16 protein-coding genes, 1 pseudogene and 1 riboswitch are annotated in these 16,603 nt (G+C 55.9%); of the genes and pseudogenes, 1 reads left to right on the top strand and 16 read right to left on the bottom strand.

The annotated features are described in order from the left end of the window. Position 1: 1 nt before the first annotated feature. The 13 genes and pseudogenes from A3849_RS00545 to A3849_RS00475 form a co-directional block, all read right to left on the bottom strand. Positions 2-1,108: a cobalt-precorrin 5A hydrolase gene (locus tag A3849_RS00545; protein WP_074109672.1), complete on the bottom strand. Its 1,107-nt coding sequence runs from the start codon at positions 1,106-1,108 to the stop codon at positions 2-4. Further along, positions 1,101-1,895 carry a precorrin-4 C(11)-methyltransferase gene (cobM, locus tag A3849_RS00540; RefSeq protein WP_083613314.1) on the bottom strand — a complete coding sequence of 265 codons (795 nt, stop codon included), beginning with the start codon at positions 1,893-1,895 and terminating at the stop codon, positions 1,101-1,103. The genes A3849_RS00545 and cobM overlap by 8 nt, the downstream gene beginning before the upstream one ends. Before the next feature lie 5 nt (positions 1,896-1,900). After that, complete coding sequence (gene cobI / locus A3849_RS00535) at positions 1,901-2,629, bottom strand: precorrin-2 C(20)-methyltransferase (protein WP_256700601.1); 729 nt, start codon at positions 2,627-2,629, stop codon at positions 1,901-1,903. Positions 2,630-2,670: 41 nt separating this feature from the next. Beyond that, positions 2,671-3,915, bottom strand: coding sequence for a bifunctional cobalt-precorrin-7 (C(5))-methyltransferase/cobalt-precorrin-6B (C(15))-methyltransferase (locus tag A3849_RS00530; RefSeq protein WP_074109670.1), 1,245 nt, complete (start codon positions 3,913-3,915; stop codon positions 2,671-2,673). Then, a complete protein-coding gene (locus tag A3849_RS00525; protein WP_083613303.1) occupies positions 3,908-5,059 on the bottom strand; it encodes a cobalt-precorrin-5B (C(1))-methyltransferase in 1,152 nt (383 codons plus the stop codon). The genes A3849_RS00530 and A3849_RS00525 overlap by 8 nt, the downstream gene beginning before the upstream one ends. A 53-nt stretch (positions 5,060-5,112) precedes the next feature. Beyond that, positions 5,113-5,784, bottom strand: a complete 672-nt coding sequence (locus A3849_RS00520; protein ID WP_074109669.1) for a precorrin-8X methylmutase — start codon at positions 5,782-5,784, stop codon at positions 5,113-5,115. Between the two features lie 9 nt (positions 5,785-5,793). Beyond that, a complete protein-coding gene (gene cobK / locus A3849_RS00515) occupies positions 5,794-6,573 on the bottom strand; it encodes a precorrin-6A reductase (RefSeq protein ID WP_074109668.1) in 780 nt (259 codons plus the stop codon). 5 nt (positions 6,574-6,578) lie between these two features. Next, positions 6,579-8,165 carry a sirohydrochlorin chelatase gene (locus tag A3849_RS34090; RefSeq protein WP_483874368.1) on the bottom strand — a complete coding sequence of 529 codons (1,587 nt, stop codon included), beginning with the start codon at positions 8,163-8,165 and terminating at the stop codon, positions 6,579-6,581. A 192-nt stretch (positions 8,166-8,357) separates the two neighbouring features. Then, a pseudogene (gene cobJ / locus A3849_RS34085) lies at positions 8,358-9,185 on the bottom strand (precorrin-3B C(17)-methyltransferase); the annotation flags it as partial. Between the two features lie 105 nt (positions 9,186-9,290). Then, a complete protein-coding gene (locus tag A3849_RS00490; protein ID WP_074109667.1) occupies positions 9,291-10,148 on the bottom strand; it encodes an energy-coupling factor ABC transporter ATP-binding protein in 858 nt (285 codons plus the stop codon). Positions 10,149-10,199: 51 nt separating this feature from the next. Continuing rightward, positions 10,200-10,988, bottom strand: coding sequence for a cobalt ECF transporter T component CbiQ (cbiQ, locus tag A3849_RS00485; RefSeq protein ID WP_074109666.1), 789 nt, complete (start codon positions 10,986-10,988; stop codon positions 10,200-10,202). Continuing rightward, complete coding sequence (locus A3849_RS00480; protein WP_074109665.1) at positions 10,981-11,286, bottom strand: energy-coupling factor ABC transporter substrate-binding protein; 306 nt, start codon at positions 11,284-11,286, stop codon at positions 10,981-10,983. Before A3849_RS00480 ends, cbiQ begins: the two co-directional genes overlap by 8 nt. Next, on the bottom strand, positions 11,283-12,050 hold the full coding sequence (locus tag A3849_RS00475; protein ID WP_074109664.1) for an energy-coupling factor ABC transporter permease: 768 nt from the start codon (positions 12,048-12,050) through the stop codon (positions 11,283-11,285). Before A3849_RS00475 ends, A3849_RS00480 begins: the two co-directional genes overlap by 4 nt. Before the next feature lie 198 nt (positions 12,051-12,248). Continuing rightward, positions 12,249-12,440, bottom strand: a riboswitch (cobalamin riboswitch). A 125-nt stretch (positions 12,441-12,565) separates the two neighbouring features. Between A3849_RS00475 and A3849_RS00470 the strand changes: the two genes are divergently transcribed. Then, positions 12,566-13,504, top strand: coding sequence for an ArsR/SmtB family transcription factor (locus tag A3849_RS00470; protein WP_074109663.1), 939 nt, complete (start codon positions 12,566-12,568; stop codon positions 13,502-13,504). Between the two features lie 163 nt (positions 13,505-13,667). Here the strand turns inward: A3849_RS00470 and A3849_RS00465 are convergent, their stop codons facing one another. The 3 genes from A3849_RS00465 to A3849_RS00455 form a co-directional block, all read right to left on the bottom strand. Beyond that, positions 13,668-13,943 carry a DUF6171 family protein gene (locus A3849_RS00465; protein WP_074109662.1) on the bottom strand — a complete coding sequence of 92 codons (276 nt, stop codon included), beginning with the start codon at positions 13,941-13,943 and terminating at the stop codon, positions 13,668-13,670. A gap of 13 nt (positions 13,944-13,956) precedes the next feature. Beyond that, the gene (locus A3849_RS00460; protein ID WP_074109661.1) at positions 13,957-15,453 is read right to left on the bottom strand and encodes an alpha-N-arabinofuranosidase; all 1,497 of its coding nucleotides are present in this window, start codon (positions 15,451-15,453) and stop codon (positions 13,957-13,959) included. A gap of 191 nt (positions 15,454-15,644) precedes the next feature. Continuing rightward, positions 15,645-16,571: a 5'-3' exonuclease gene (locus A3849_RS00455; RefSeq protein WP_074109660.1), complete on the bottom strand. Its 927-nt coding sequence runs from the start codon at positions 16,569-16,571 to the stop codon at positions 15,645-15,647. Positions 16,572-16,603: the final 32 nt, after the last annotated feature.

Here is a 16,603-nt window from a genome sequence, read left to right as displayed (position 1 = left end):
GCTAGCTCTCCTCCGCTTCGTTAAAGCTGACTCTCGCTACAGCAATGGTAACATTACCGCTTTTTTTCTTCTTGAGCACAAGATCGCGGGCACCTGAGGACAGCAGGGCTGCCGGCTCGCAGACGCCGTAAGCTCCAGTTGCCTTAAAGACCGTCTCCGAAGGCTGCTCCAGCACGACCGTATTCAGCTGCTCCGGCGAATATAAGGCCAATTTCCAGCCGTATTTGGCACATAAGGCTACCAGACCAGCTTCATCTCCTTTGATCCCTGCGGTGGCAACATTGCGGACACTAAGAAGCGAAAGCCCCTGCTCTGCCAGTGTATCCTGTACCACCGTTTCAAGTTCCTCCTGCGAGGTGCCACGGTTGCAGCCGAGCCCAAGCACGAGGCTGCGCGGACGGTAGACTACGGCCCGCTCGCCCAGTCCCGCCGACTCCGGACCGGTCAATAACCGGTCCGTGACCACGATGGCCGCGCTGAATGGTGCTTCCTGCAGCTCTGCCATGCTTCCGCAGAGGCGGACATGGGCAGGCAGAGCCGCCCCTGGCGGCAGCCAGCCGCGTTCGCCGCTCTCCTGCAGGAAAGCCACGGCCTCCCCGTTGACCAGGGCGGCACTGACCGTTTTCATCGGCGCGAAGTGGTCTGCGCGCCAGCCGAACTCTGCACCGAGCAGATCCACGGCGAAGGTGCCCTGCACATCCGAGGCAGTAGTGATCACCGGATGGCTGTCCAGCAGCTGCGCGATCTGCAGCGTCAGCCTGTTGGCCCCGCCCAGATGCCCGGAGAGCATGCTGATGACATGCTCTCCGCGTTCGTCAATAACGATGACGGCGGGGTCGGTTCTTTTATCCGTCAGCAGAGGAGCCGTTAGCCTGACCGCCGCCCCCAGCGAAAAGAACAGAATAATCCCTTCGTACTGCCGGAACAGCTTCGGAAGCAGCTCTCTGACCGGCTCCGCGAACACCTGAAGAACGTTTGAAGTCTCCTGCAAGTCTCCGCTGTACTTGGCATAGCCATAAACCTCCGTATCCGCGAGCAGCGCTCCCAGCTTCAGCGCCAGGCGGATACCATTTGTGGTAATAGCAACCGCCGCATACCGGTTAGCCATCGGATTCGGTTCCTTCCCGGCAGCCGTGGGTAAACGTCTTGTCGTACAGCTTCGAGCGGTGCTGATCACGTTCTGTAAGCACCGGATCAAGCGCCCATCCGGCGAGGATCATCGCATGCATGGTAATGCCCGCATCCCGCAGATCATCTGCAAGACGGGACACCGTTGTCCGCAGAATCTGCTGGTCCGGCCAGGTCGCCCGCTTCACAACAGCCACAGGCGTGTCCGGACTCCAACCGGCAGCGAGAAACTCCGCGGACACATGTCCCGCCAGTGAAGCGCTGAGGAACAGGGCTACGGTGCAGTGATGCGAAGCCAGCTGGCGCAGCTGCTCACGCTCCGGCACGGGCGTCCGCCCTTCGGCACGAGTCAGAATCACCGTCTGCGTTAAGTCTGGTACCGTCAGCTCAGCGCCCAGCGCTGCCGCGGAAGCAAATACAGAGCTGACCCCCGGCACGATCTCATAGCTGACACCACACAGCTTCAGCAGCGACATCTGCTCCAGAATCGCCCCGTACATGGAAGGGTCGCCAGTATGGACGCGGGCTACGCTTTTACCCTTCTTCACGGCCGCTGCCATGATCTCTACCTGCTGCTCCAGATCCATTCCCGAGCTCTGCAGCACCTCGGCTCCCGGCTTGGCGCCGGCAATGAGCTCGCCGCTAACCAGTGAATCTGCATAGAGTACCACATCCGCGGAACGCAGGATCCGGCTGCCTTTTACCGTAATCAGTTCGGGATCACCCGGGCCGGCTCCTACGATATAAACCTTTGGCTCCAAGCTCACCTTCGTCATTTGCACACCACCATCAGGCTTAGATATTCCAGCTCATGACCACGCAGCTCGCGTGCATCCCGCCACACCGTTTCATACGGGGAGGTCACCTTAGTGACTACAGATGCTTTTCCTTCAAGGCCCAGCTCGTCCAGCACATCCAGCACCAGATCCAGCACCTTCGCCACCTTCAAAAACACTACTGTATCGTGATGCAGCAACGCCTCCTTCAGCGCCTCGCGGTCGTCCGTGGCCGGAATAATCCCCACCCGCTGATTGCCGTCGGCAAGGGGCCGTTCCAGCGCGGCAGCGGCCCCCAGCACCGACGAAATCCCCGGAATTGAAACAACCGGCACAGCGGGATGCTGCTCCTGCATCAGCCGGGCCAGATGAATGAAGGTGCTGTACAGATTCGGATCACCCTCCGTCACAAAAGCAACATCCCGGCCTAGCTTCAGCTCATTCCAGCACAGCTCTGCCGTGTGGTTCCAGCCGCTGGCCAGGAGTTCCGGATCTTTGGTCATCGGGAACACCAGGCCCAGCATAACCTTTTCGTCTGCATTGACATGCAGCTCTACAATCTCGTGGGCATAGGATTTCCCGCCCTTTTTGGTCGCCGGGTAGGCAATCACCGGACATTCCCTCAGCAAACGGCAGGCCTTCAGTGTAATCAGCTCAGGATCACCGGGACCCACGCCCACACCGTACAAGGTGCCGGTCCTGTTATCCATTTCTTGTGTTGTCATCTGCGTTTCCCTCCTATGTACTGCTAAGTAAGTGCTGCATCCTAATCTTTTGCGTTATTGCAGTCCTGCCTGCGGCCGCTGACCACGTAAACGGGGTTCATCCCCTCAAACCGGGTCATGCCGAGGATCGGCTTCCCCCGGGAAGCTTGAATCTGCGTCACTTCGGCAGCCATTCCCTCAAGCTTCAGCGACTCCATACTGGAATAGAGCGTTTCAATCGTTATCGCTCCGATAACAAGACGCCCTCCGGGCCGCAGCCGCTGAGCGCAGAGGGTAATAATCTCCTTCAGGCCGCCTCCGCTGCCGCCGATAAACACCGCATCCGGGTCCGGCAGCCGATTCAGGCCGCGGGGTGCTGTGTCATGGATGATCTCAAAATCAGCGCGGAATTTACGGCGGTTGGCTTCCATGTTGGGCAGGTTCTCCGCACTTTTTTCAAGGGCGTACACTTTGCCGAGGCGTGCAATCCGCGCACATTCTGCTGCCACTGCCCCCGATCCGGAACCGATATCCCAGACCACTGCGTCCTCGGATAAATTCAGCTCTGACAGGACAAAGGCACGCACCTCGCGCTTCGTGATCAGGCCTTTCTCCGGACGCCGCTGCTGGAAGGTTTCGTCGGGATAGGCAAACCCCCGCCGCACTTCACGGACGGCCTCCGTCTTGCGCCGCAGGATTACCACGTTCAGCGGAGCAAAGCTCCCTTTTTCCAGCTCATCCAGCTCCCAGAACCGGCAGACCTCCTCTTCCCCGCCCAGCCGCTCGCAGACAAACGCCTCATATTCCGTCATTCCAAACTCGCATAAATAGGCTCCTATGACTGCCGGGCTGTTGACCTCATCGGTCAGCAAAGCGATTTTGCGCTTACCGTCGATCCGCTGGGCCAGCCCTCGTATCGGACGGCCGTGCAGACTGACCAGCTCCGCATCCTGCCAGCTGTCCCCGAGCCGGGCAAACGCCAGCTGCACACTGCTGTAATGCGGAATCACCTCGACATGCTCCGGGCCGAATCTGCGGACCAGATACCCGGCAATGCCAAAAAACAGCGGGTCCCCCGAAGCCAGCACCACGGCACGGCGCTCTTTCCATACTTCCTCCAGTTTGTCTGCAAAGGCCTTCAGGCCGTTCTTCAGCACAATCTTTTCCCCTTGGTAGGTGTTAAAAAAAGACAGCTGCCTCTCCCCGCCGAGCAGCACTTCGCTTCTATGCACCTTGCCCAGGCTATCCGGGGTCAAGCCTCCGGCTCCGTCCTCACCGATACCAATAATATATATAATGTCAGCCACGGATCTCCGTCCTTCCCAGCACCCGGCCCTTCATGGTGATCAGCACCATCTCCACCGTCATGCCGCCATGCACATGCTCCAGACAATGCCTGCAGGCATGCAGGCACAATTGTTCAAAAAAAACGTCATTCCCGGCCTCCGTCATGTAGTCCACAACCTGTGAAGCTGTATTGGCTCCGGCAATCTCCGCCACCTGTACGCAATCTGCCCCCGACTCCGCTGCAATCCTGGCCAGAAAACTGAAGTCGACCGGAGCATGTTTGGAATGAATCAGCATGGCGCCCTGCGCAACCTTTGAATACTTGCCAGCCATACCTACCAGCGTAACTTTGCGGATTCCGAAGGCCTTGGCGTGTTCCAGCGAGTAGCCGACATATTCCCCCATCTGGATAAAAGCTTCCTCCGGAAGCGCTTCGAACATCGCCATAGCATATTTCTCACTGCTGCCGCCGGTGGTCAAAATAATCTGTTGGTTTCCCATTGCCGCAGCGACTGAAATCGCCTGCACCACACTCGCCTTATAGGCTTCGGTGGAGAACGGCGTTACCACGCCGCGCGTGCCCAGGATGGAAATGCCGCCGAGGATGCCAAGCCGGGGATTTAACGTTTTCAGCGCAATGGCTTCGCCTTCCGGCACACTGATGACCACCCGCAGCCCCCGGGCGGCGCCATGCTCCTCGAGCACCTCAGATACCTCCTCCAGGATCATGCGCCGGGGCACCGGATTAATCGCTGCTTCCCCAACCGCCACCGGTAATCCCGGCTTGGTCACTCTCCCCACACCTTTGCCGCCATCTATCTCTATGCCGGGTATATCGCTCCAGCTTACAGCTGCCTCAATCCTGGCCTGATGTGTCGCATCCGGGTCATCTCCGGCGTCCTTTACGGTTGCACAGAATGCCGAGTCCATGCTGGTGCGCCCGCCCCCTGTCAGCTCGAACGTATGCCGGAAACCGGCGGGCAAACCAATCTCCACACGCTGAGGAACTTCGCCCGTAATCAGCAGAAGTGCTGCGCCTTTGGCGGCTGCGGCAGCACAGGCACCCGTCGTGTAGCCCCGGCGCAGCGGCACCAGGGGATCACCATCCCCCAAATCCGCGCTGGGCTTACGGCCCTGCAAATCAAGTGACTCCTGTTGTCCCATGACGTGAATGCCCCCTTCCTCTGCTGTTTTAGCGTATTTTCACCACCGCTCTACTAGCCCTGTTTCTGTGATTCTGCCGCTTGACGGACGGCCAATAGGCTGAGTGCATTGACTGCTGCGACCACAACCGTACTTCCGCCCTTGCGTCCGATGTTAGTGATATAAGGAATATCCAGCTTGCGCAGCTCATCCTTCGACTCGGCAGCAGATACAAACCCGACCGGCATGCCGATCACGAGTCCCGGTTGTGCAGCACCTTCTTTGATCAGACGGATCAATTCCAGCAGCGCCGTTGGCGCATTGCCAATCACATAGATCCCGCCAGGCGCTTCGGCGCAGGCTTTGCGGGTGGCGAGGATAGCGCGGGTTGTCCCTTCCGCCTTGGCAGCCTCGATCACATCCGGATCAGAGATGTGCACCCGGACCTCGCCGCCGAATTTGTGAATCCGCTCCTTGGCAATACCGGCTTCCACCATACGCACATCTGCGATAATCGGCTTCCCCGCCAAAATAGCGGAAATCCCCGCCTCCATCGCCCGGGGATGGAACACCAGACTCCGACCCAGTTCAAAATCGGCAGAAGCATGAATGGTCCGCTGTACGACCGGGTACTGTAAAGGGCTAAATTCATGCTCCCCCAGCTCCCGGGTAATCATTTGAAAGCTCAGGCTTTCTATTTCCTGCGGCTGGACCGTAAGCGGCTTAAAATCCGTACCAAACTCCATAGCTATCCCTCATTTCTTAATACAAGCTGTAACCGCGGAGACCATCTCTTCAAAGGACTGATACACCCGGCTGCTATCTCCAAAAGCCGTTTGGGGGCGTGCAATCAAAATGACGCAGATTCCCATATCGAGCGCCGCATAAACCTTCTCATCGAGAGAACCTTCAGCACCGCTCTCTTTTGTAACCATAACTTGAGTGCCGTACTGCCTGTACAATGCTTCGTTCAGTTCCCGTGAAAAGGGTCCCTGCAGGGCAATGATGTTGCGCTGCTCTATCCCAAGGGAGAGGCATTTCTGTATATTTTCCAGACAGGGCAGCAGTCTTACTGTCAGCCGGATCGCAGAATCACCCAGCAGCTGTTCTGTAAAAATCTCTAAAGTTTTGCCGCCGGTTGTCAGCATAATAGAGCCTTCCAGCTGCTTGGCCCTGCGGGCAGCCTCTTCATAGGAATGCACAACAATCAATCGAGGATGCTTGTCATAACTGACGCTGCGCCGCTCATACCGCAGATAGGGTAGTCCTAGCGCAGCAGCAGCTCCCAGCGCATGGGCATGCGCCTCCTGTGCAAAGGGATGGCTTGCATCGATGATGGCGCTGCAGCCGTTCTCCCGGAGACAGGCGACCATTCCTTGTTGATCCAGCCTGCCGACACGGGCCGGAATGCCTGCTGCTTCAAGGCGTTCCGCACCGCTTACCGTCACGACGGACGCCAGCAGCCTAAACCCTTCACGGGACAGGGTCAGCGCCAATTCACGGGCGTCACTGGTACCACACAGCATAAATATCATCGCGGTCAGCGCGCCTTTGGAGCCGTTGCCGGGTGCAGCACATCCCGTGGAACATCAGACGGGGGCAAGGTATCCGCCGCCTCTACAGCCGTAGTTGAAGGTATGCCTACTGTTGTGTCATGGTTGTGTACATGATGATCATGTGTGTGATCATGCGTGTGATCATACCCGTGATGTCGGCCATGATGGCCGTGACCGCAATCGTGCCCGTGACCACATCCATGACCTTCTCCCCCATGGGAGCCGTGGTTATGCCCCTCTTCACCGTGGTGGTGGTGATGGTAGTGGTGAACAGATGCTTCATCGCGGTATTTGCAATTGTCACAGTTGGCTGCGGTTCGGCCTGCTATCGTCTCATCAATCCGATCCAGCAGCATATCGGACAGCAGCGGGTGTGAGCCTAGATAGCTGCCTGCCTCTACTTCAATCTCCGGGTGAGCTTCAGCAAAATCGTTCACCGTTTCGCCGAACTGCTTCATCAGCACCCCAGTGAACAATAAATACGGCAGCACGATGATTTTACGCGCTCCAAGTGCCAGGCACCGCTCCAATCCTGCGTTTAGCGAAGGCTTGGCCATGGCAATAAAGCAGGCCTCAACGCTTTTATAGGAGGTTCTTTCCCAGAGCATCCGTGTAAGTTTGCAGAGGTCACTGTTCGCATCCGGGTCGCTGCCTCCCCGGCCCATGACCAGCACAATAGTATCTTCATCCGGTACCTTGACCTCTTCCTCTGACAGCCCAGCCGCCGTTACCAGCAGAGACGATGCCGATATCGGCCGCAACAGCGGCATAGCCCCGGCGATCCGGTCCATCAGAATGTCTACCGCTCTCTCCTGCACGCCAAGAGGACGGCCATATATAAATTCCACACCCGGATATTTCAGCTTCGCTTGATCCAGAGCCATCGGAATATCCAGCTTGGAATGTCCTGCCCCGAACAAAATAATCGGCACCACATAGACCTTACCGGCTCCTCCACGCACACATTGATCTATCCCTCCGGAAATGGACGGGGCCGACAGCTCGATAAAGCAGGTTTCAATCGTAAGCTCAGGCCTGCGGGCAGCCAGCAAGCTGGTGAAATTCCGCAGCTCCTCATTCCCCTCTTCCACACGGCTTCCATGTCCTACCAGCAGCACAGCCGTTCTCCCCAGGGGACTTTCCGGGCTCTGCAGATGCATGTGTTCTGCATGCAGTATGCTCATCGAACTTGTGAAGTTCACAGCAATTCCCCGGCCCATCCGTTCAAAAAAAGTATAGAACCGCTCATTCGGATAGCCTTGCGCACAGTATTGTTCCACAACCGCTGTTACGGCGGCTATCGCTTCCTCTTCGTTCATTCCCTCACGGACCCGTGTGCCCGCATGAGCGGCACGTCCGGTTTTTTTGCCGCCAAGGTATAGCTCAAAGCTTCCTTTGGAATAAATAAGGCCGATATCCTCCAGGACTGCCGAGTTGCAGGCCATCCCGCAGCCAGTTACGCTGATCTGCAGCTCTCTAGGCGTAGACCTGCCGTGCAGCTGTTGAAATAACCGTTCTGCCGCTGCCCTGGCACCTTCTTTTCTCAAGTTACAAAAGCCACAGGTTGTCACCTTCACGTAGTTGCCCGGAGGCGAGTCGTTCAGCCCTGTCGTTCCGATCCCCTTCACTTGTGGTGGATACCCGCCGATCTGCACCGCTCCCGCGTTCACTGCATCCGTTTCACGTTCTGCTTGCACTCTCAGTACCGGACCAGCCAAGGTCTGCCCAGTAGTGTAAGCTTCACCGCCTGCCAGTGCCGCCGCCAGCGACCAAGGCTCCGCTGAGGTCCGCAGCCGTTCATGCGGCTTCAATGCCTGAGTATCTGCGCCAAGGCTGTACTTGCGCCCGTAGCCGCGCGGTGTAACCAGGAGGCCTTCATAGACCATTGTGGCGGAATTCCCGACGATCACCGTCGAGAGCATGCCGATTTCATGATTCAGCATATCCTGAAGTGTAGTGACGATGGTCTGCTGCCGGTCACGGTAGGCGCTTTTTACGATCCCGACCGGAGTGGCAGGATCCCGGTAACGGAGCAGAATCTGGCGGGCCTCTTCAATCTGGCGTGTACGCTTCCCGCTGCGCGGATTGTAAAAGGCAATTACGAAGTCCGCGGCTCCCGCCGCTTCTACACGTGCCGCAATGCTCTCCCAAGGCGTAAGATGGTCACTCAGGCTGATTGTACAGGAATCGTGCATAATCGGTGCCCCCAGCAGTGAGGAGCAGGATTGAATGGCCGATATACCCGGGATCACTTCGACCTCTACACCTGTGTCTGGAGTCCAGCCCCGTTCGATCAGCACTTCATAGACCAGCCCCGCCATTCCATATACACCCGCGTCTCCGCTGGAGATAACCGCAATCGTCTGCCCGGCTTCGGCCCGGCGAACCGCTTCCTGGGCCCGGCTGACCTCCTCGGTCATGCCTGTACCTACAACTTCCTGATGCCGCAGCAGCGGCCGGATCAAGTCCACATAAGTGCTGTAGCCGATCACGGCCTCACTTTCTTCCAGCGCTGTTAAAGCGCGGCCCGTAATATGCTCCATAGCACCAGGCCCAAAGCCGATAATCAGCAGCTTTCCTAGCTTGTTCATTCTTGTTCCCCCGTTCGTGTGTAATGCTGTTCAACTGCTTCCTCATTGGCCCGTATCAGCGCAACACCCCGGACCGCAGTTCCTCATCAACTGGCCAGCCCGGCACTACCCGCCCATCCTTTCACCTAGCAGACTGCCAAGCAGCGCCTTGAAATCCCCGGCGTTCCGGGGAGCCGTGACTCCTTGCGTTACGTGCAGTGGCAGGCTGTGCCACAGCTCTGCCAGCAGCGGAAGCTCCAGGCCAATCGCCTGCAGCGTCTCCGGCCCCGCAAAAATATCATCCGGCGTTCCGGCGGCCCGGCAGGAGCCATGATCCAGCACGATGATCCAGTCCGCCCAGCGGTAAGCCAGATTCATATCATGCGTGGCCATAACCACAGTTGTGCCCTTACGGTGGATACTGTCCAGGCCATCTAGAAGCTGCGCCTCGGACAGCGGGTCCAGGTAAGACGTTGGCTCGTCGAGCAAGATCAGCTCCGGCTCCATCGCTATCACGCCTGCAAGCGCTGTGCGCTTTTTCTGACCCAGGCTGAGCTGATGGATGGGTTTATCCTTTAGAGCAGTAAGGTTCAATTGCTCCAGAACGGCAGCACAACGTAATTCAATTTCGGTCTCATCCATACCGGTGCCCCGCAGCCCGAAGGAGATATCCTCAAGTGGTGTACTTAAGATCAGCTGCTGCTCAGGGTCCTGAAAGACCAGACCGACTCTGCGGCGCAGGGCGGCCAGTTCTTTTTTGGCGTAAGATACAGGCTGTCCCGCCTGCAGCAGCGTACCTTTTTGCGGCCGCAGCAGGCCTACCGCATGAAGAAATAACGTTGATTTGCCGGAACCGTTATGTCCAAGCAAGGCTGTTTTACAGCCCTTGGGGACGGCCACGGTCAACCCGCGGAGTGCAGGCTCCATCGTGTCCGGATAATGAAATACAACATCTTCAAAGGCCAAACTGTAATCTATGTTCATGTGGCTCCTCTTCTCCAGGCGGCTTCACTTCATGGATCATCATCTTTTGCATCAAGTCCATAGCAGCCACAGTTGTACAGCCACCAGGAGCGCGATTCCGGCATAGGCTTCAAAGGCAAACCTTCGCGGCACTGTGCGCTTCACATAGGGCGGTAAAAGAATCTCCCCGGTAAATCCCCGGGTTGCCAGCCCCTGCGACAGCCCATAGTACCGGTGCATGGTGTTAGCGAACAGTGAAGCTGCCATACTTGCAACCTCCCGCAGCTTCGCCCTGAAGCCCCTTTGACCGCCGCGCAGGCGCCTGGCCAGAAGCAGTCCATGGGCTGTGTCATCCAGCAGGAACAGGAAGCGGTACATAATCAGCATCAGTTCCAGCACAAGCTGCGGCATCCGCAGCCGGCGGAGTACCTGCAGCAGCTCGCCGAACGGTGTCGTCAGTATAATGAACAGGCAGCAGGCCAGGCAGGCTGACACCCGGGCCAGCAGCAGCACAGCCCGCATTCCCCCTGCCGGGGTCATGTACAGAACCCGGGACATGCCTGGAATCTGCAGATACCAAGAAGCCTCTCCGGCAGCCGGATGACCGAACTCCACCAGCAATGCCGGCAGGCTGAGGCCGAAGAACAACAATGCTGTGCCGACAAGAAGGCCATAAGCGCGCGGAGGGATTTTGGCGTAGAGAAGACACCACCGCATCATCCAGAGTGCAATAAGTATCTGAAGCGCCGGATGCAGCACATAAGCGAGTATGAACATAACGGCCGCAAAAAGGCTCTTCCACATCGGGGACAGCTGCCCCAGGGCATTGCTGCAGGATAACGCATCCACTCTTCTAATCATTCAGCTTCTGCCGGTTCTGCTGGTTCTGCCGGTCCTGTCTTCCTCTCAAGAGACCCAGTGTATAGCCGATCACTCCTGCACCAAGGGCCGCCTGCAGCGCGAACAGCATGCTCTCCGTCTCACCCGGCAGCTCGGCCAGCGGCTTGAACCAGGGCTTGTATGTGGGATCAATCTCCGTGATTGCACTCTCGGCCGCGTCATCGGCTCCGCCGAAATCCCCGTTCACGAACAGAAGCGGCAGGACCACCAGCAGAATCACTGCGAGCAGCATCAACAGGTTTCTCCATTTGTTCTTCACCGTTCGCCGCCTCCCCCGGCTGCACGTTTGAACAGTGACAGCTCCTGCGGACTGTAAGCCTTCAGCCAGTTCCAGAGCAGTACGGTTAAGAGTCCTTCACTGACTGCCAGCGGAATCTGGGTCACGGCAAATATACCGCCAAATTTAGCAAAGGAAGCCAGCACGCCGCCATTTGCCGACGGAAAAGCCACCGCAAGCTGAAAGGAAGTGACGACATAGGTCATCAAATCCGCTACCGCAGCCGCACAGAACACCGCCAGCTTTTCCCGTCCATTCAGTTTCATAATCAGCCTATAGGCCGCATAACCGGCAAAAGGTCCGGCCACCGCCATGGAGAAGGCGTTCGCTCCAAGTGTAGTAATCCCTCCGTGCGCCAGCAGCAGTGCCTGGAACAACAGTACAACCGATCCGATCACACTCATCGGTAGCGGCCCCAGCATCACAGCGCCAAGTCCCGTCCCTGTAGGATGGGAGCTGCTTCCGGTTACCGACGGCATTTTGAGGGCGGACAGTACGAATGTGAAGGCACCCGATAGACCCATCAGCAGCTTCAGCTCGGGATTGTCCCGGGTGATTCGGGTAAGCTTACGGATTCCCAGCAAAAAGAATGGCAGAAAGGCTGCCCACCAGAACAACGCCCAGCCTACCGGTAAAAAACCTTCCATAATGTGCATCGCTTCAGCTGTGCCCGGTTCATTCAGCAACAAATAAACGGCAAATACACAGACCAAAGCTGCAAAACGCCAAAAACTGCGTTTGTGCATTCAAAAACCTCCATCCTTAATTTTCATAGGCATGAAACATATACACTCTTACCTTTCAAACCAAAAACTCCCGCCCGGAGTGGGTGGGAGTTATATGTACGTGTTCAGATCACAAAGAGAAGGCTGCTCCGCCGCCAAAACAAGCAGCGCACCCCCTTCTGATCATCCGTTCGTACACCGCTCCTATCCGCGTAGAGTCGTGTGTGCGCAAACAAGGTAGGTCTCCTGGCTCGGGATCACAGCATGGCTTTCGTCTTCCCCGGAGCTATCACCGAGTGACCTTTTGAAAGCCGGCTCTTCCTTACAGTGGCGGGACCGCTCGGGAGTTGCACCCGATTCCCTGTTATCCCTTGATATACAATCAAAGGCACCTTGTTTCGTCGCTGATTCATCCTGTACATCATAGCGGACATCCCTCACAGATGTCTGTGATAAAAGTGCTGCCGTGGAAAGCTTGTAAGAATGTCACTTGAGTAATATAATTATTAACTATAATCCTGAATCGGAGGCTGTTCATGAAACTTGATCTTACTGAAGAATCCCTGCCGGTGTACGAAGCATTATCCAGCTCTGTGCGCCTGCATATGCTCCGTCTGCTCGCCGTTCAGCCCATGAATGTCAAGGAATTAGCCGGATCGGTCAAACTCAGCAGTGCGATCATGACCATGCATGTGCGTAAGCTGGAAGCCGCCGGGCTGATCCGCACCCATATGGCTCCCGGACGGAGCGGCCTGCAGAAAATCTGTACGATTGACGTGGACCATGCTGAGATTCTTTTCCCGGGCCAAGACAAAATAGAGCGTAAATGCCACCGGAAAGAGATTCCAGTCGGGCATTATTCCAATTTCCAGATCGAACCAACCTGCGGACTGGCTACCACTGAGCAAATCATCGGCAACTTTGACGATCCGCGTTATTTCTGGGATCTGGAGCGGATGAATGCCGGTATTCTCTGGTTTGGCAAGGGGTATGTTGAATATAAAATCCCCAACTTTCTACTGTCCAGCCAGCAGCCGGAGGAACTGGTTATTACGATGGAGATTGCCTCAGAAGCGCCGTCCATCAATAACAATTGGCCTTCGGACATCACCTTTACCCTGAACGGTCACAAACTGGGCTATTGGACCAGTCCCGGCGATTACGGAGACAGACAGGGCAAATATACCCCCTCCTGGTGGCCCGCACTCACCAATCAATACGGATTGCTCAAGCAGCTGAGGGTTACGCCCAAGGGTACTTTTATGGATGGTCATAAACTGTCCGAAGTTACGCTTGACCAGGTGGGCATTCGCAGCAAACAATGGACGTTCATGCTTTCGGTGGAAGAGGACGCCGAGCATATCGGGGGTCTTACCCTGTTCGGCAAAGGATTTGGCAATTATAACGAAGATATGCTGGTTGATCTATACTATACAGATATGCCGGATAGCAGTGAGGCGGCCGGATCTGCTTAAGCCCGCTTATACGTGAGTGAACAAAAACAAGAACAAGAACAAAAACAAGAACCCCCGAATTCCACAGTTTACCAAACTGATGGAATTCGGGGGTTTTGGGTTCAGTCATATTCATGCGATGCTGTATTCTAGACAGCCTGGCCTGACAACCTCTGTACCGTGTCTATTCATTAACAGGCTGCCATAGACCGCCGCCGGGAAGCGGACAGCCGCGTGCTTTCAGCCGGGCCACAACCGGTATGATGCAGCCGCAGGCCGTGCAGGTTACACCATCCTGCAGTTTGGGGCAGGTCCTGCATATGGCGACCCGCTCTGTATATACCTGATCTGAAGCGGTGTTGCCTTCATTGAACATCGATGACGCCAGTATACGGGCGATCTGGGCTTCTGTTACTTTATAATCATCCCGGCAGCCTTTGCAGGCAGTAGTTGTAGCCATAACAGTACTCCTTTTATGCGTTCGGTGTAATTTCCAGTACCGTTACCGACATCGCCGGCAGTTCCACAGTAAGCGTATCCCCTTCCAGCTTGAAGGCAGTGAACGGCTGCGGAGCAACCGCTTCCGGCTCACTGAATGAGTTATGGGCATCGATGGTAGCCCCGGCAAGCGTTGTACCGTTAATCTGTACCGCTTTACCGGCAAGTCCGCGCAACTCCAGCGGAAGTACAGCTGCGGCCGCATGATTCAGGTTGCACAGGCTGACATGAATGACACCTGCAGCTGTTACTGATGCCGAAGCGGATACTTCCGGAATCTCCTTACCGTCATAGCTGTAAGAACCACTGTCCAGCGTCAGATCAAGCAGTTCGGCGTCCTGATGCACCTTGTACATATTAAATACATGATAAGTCGGAGTCAGCAGCATTTTCTCGCCTTCGGTAAGAATGACGGCCTGCAGTACGTTAATCGTCTGGGCAATATTCGCCATCCGCACACGGTCGCTGTGCTTGTGGAAAATATTCAGTGTCAATCCGGCAACCAGCGCATCGCGGATCGAGTTCTGCTGATACAGGAAGCCCGGGTTCGTGCCCGGTTCCACATCATACCAGGTACCCCATTCATCGACGATCAGGTCGACTCTTTTCTCAGGATCGTATTTGTCCATAATCACGCTGTGGCGGGACACCAGTTCTTCCATGTGCAGCGCCTTTTCCAGTGTTGTGAAATATTCCGAAGTTTCAAAGCCGGTAGCCGCACCCTTATGCTCCCAAGTTGCACCGGGAACGGTATAGTAATGCAGTGTGATGGAGTCCATAAACTTGGCAGCTTCGCGCATCAACACTTCCATCCAGTGATAATCGTCCGAGTTCGGCCCGCAAGCGATCCGGTGAATCTTGTTGTCCCCGTAGTTGCGGACGTAGGTCTGGAACTGCCGGTACAGATCAGCATAAAACTCAGGACGCATATTGCCTCCGCAGCCCCAGTTTTCATTGCCTACACCAAAATACTTGACGGCCCAAGCTTCCTCGCGGCCATTCTTCGTACGCAGCTCAGCCATCGGAGATACGCCGTTAAAGGTCAGGTATTCTACCCATTCGGACATTTCCTGTACCGTTCCACTGCCTACATTACCGTTGATATAGGGCTCGCACTCCAGCATAGCGCACAGCTCCATGAACTCATGCGTTCCAAAGTGGTTGTTCTCTACGGTGCCGCCCCAATGAGTGTTGATCATCCGCTTGCGGCCTTCACGTTCCCCAATGCCATCCTTCCAGTGATATTCATCGGCAAAACACCCGCCCGGCCAGCGCAGCACCGGCACCTGGATCTCCTTAAGCGCTTTCACTACATCATTGCGGATACCCTTGGTATTCGGAATCGGTGAATCCTCTCCTACCCAGATCCCCTCATAAATACACCGTCCCAAATGCTCGGAAAAATGTCCATAAATGTTCCGGTTAATCGTTCCCTTGCGGATATCCGTGTTAAGCACTGCACGCTGAGCCATTCCAATGCCGCCTCTCTAAGATTAATATATTAGTTAATCACTTAATAAGTATATTAATATTATAGTAGCTTTGCTTCACATTCGTCAATAACAAAAAGCGCCTCCCTGCCGCTGGCGGCACAAGAAGCGCTATGTTACAAATTAACTATTTGGGCATTGGGTTCGTCCTGCTGAATAGATGGAATAGGAGCTTAACCCAGATCCCCCAGCTCGATCTGCACAATGCCCCGTTCATCCTGTACCGTGCCAACTAAATGCATCAGGCTGCCGAACTCCAGCTCCTGAAATTTGCGGGCCGCATTCTCTCGCTGCAGCTCCCACAGACATTCTGCAAGTGTACAGACAACCGGAACATCGCAGCGGATTTCAGCCAACTCGCGCGAGAGATGGAGCATATCAAGATCAGCTTCGATTTTGGCGCGCACTCCTTTGGGCAGCAGGTGGAGATTCTCGATCACACCTTCTACGGTACCGTATTCCGTCAACAGCTTCAGCGCGGTCTTCTCCCCGATGCCGCGTACGCCGGGATAATTGTCACTGGTATCGCCCATGAAGCCCTTCAGGTCAATCACCTGGGCAGGCGTTAGCCCTCTTTCTTCCAGCAGCTCCGCAGGATCGTACACTTTGTAGTTGGAGCGGCCTTTTTTCATAATCACAACCTTAACACTGTCACTGACCAGCTGCAGCATATCATGATCTCCGGTCAGAATATAGACCTCAGACTCTCCGCTGTAGCAGGACGCAAGCGTGCCGATGCAGTCATCTGCTTCATAGCCCACCAGGCCGATATTCGGCACACCCAGCTCAGCTACTACCTCTTTGACCAGATCGAACTGCGGAATCAGCTCCAGCGGCGCATCAATCCGGTTCGATTTGTAGCCGTCATACTTCTCGGTGCGGAAGGTTCCTTTGCCCATATCCCAGCAGCAGACGACATGGGTAGGCTCAAACGTGCTGACCGCATCGAAAAAATACTGCAAAAATCCGTACACCGCATTCGTCGGCATTCCAGCCTTAGTCTTGCGGATATATCCTCCATAAGCGGTCGCATAAAAAGCCCGGAACAGCAGAGCCATTCCGTCCACGATCATTACCCGGCCCTTTGTTTCTGAACTCATGCGTAACCTCTCCTTGTATCTTCTTATTTTCG

Origin of the sequence: Paenibacillus sp. P46E, from assembly GCF_001909095.1 — a bacterium.
Lineage (GTDB): Bacteria > Bacillota > Bacilli > Paenibacillales > Paenibacillaceae > Paenibacillus_AQ > Paenibacillus_AQ helianthi.
This window is presented reverse-complemented; position numbering and strand designations above follow the sequence as displayed.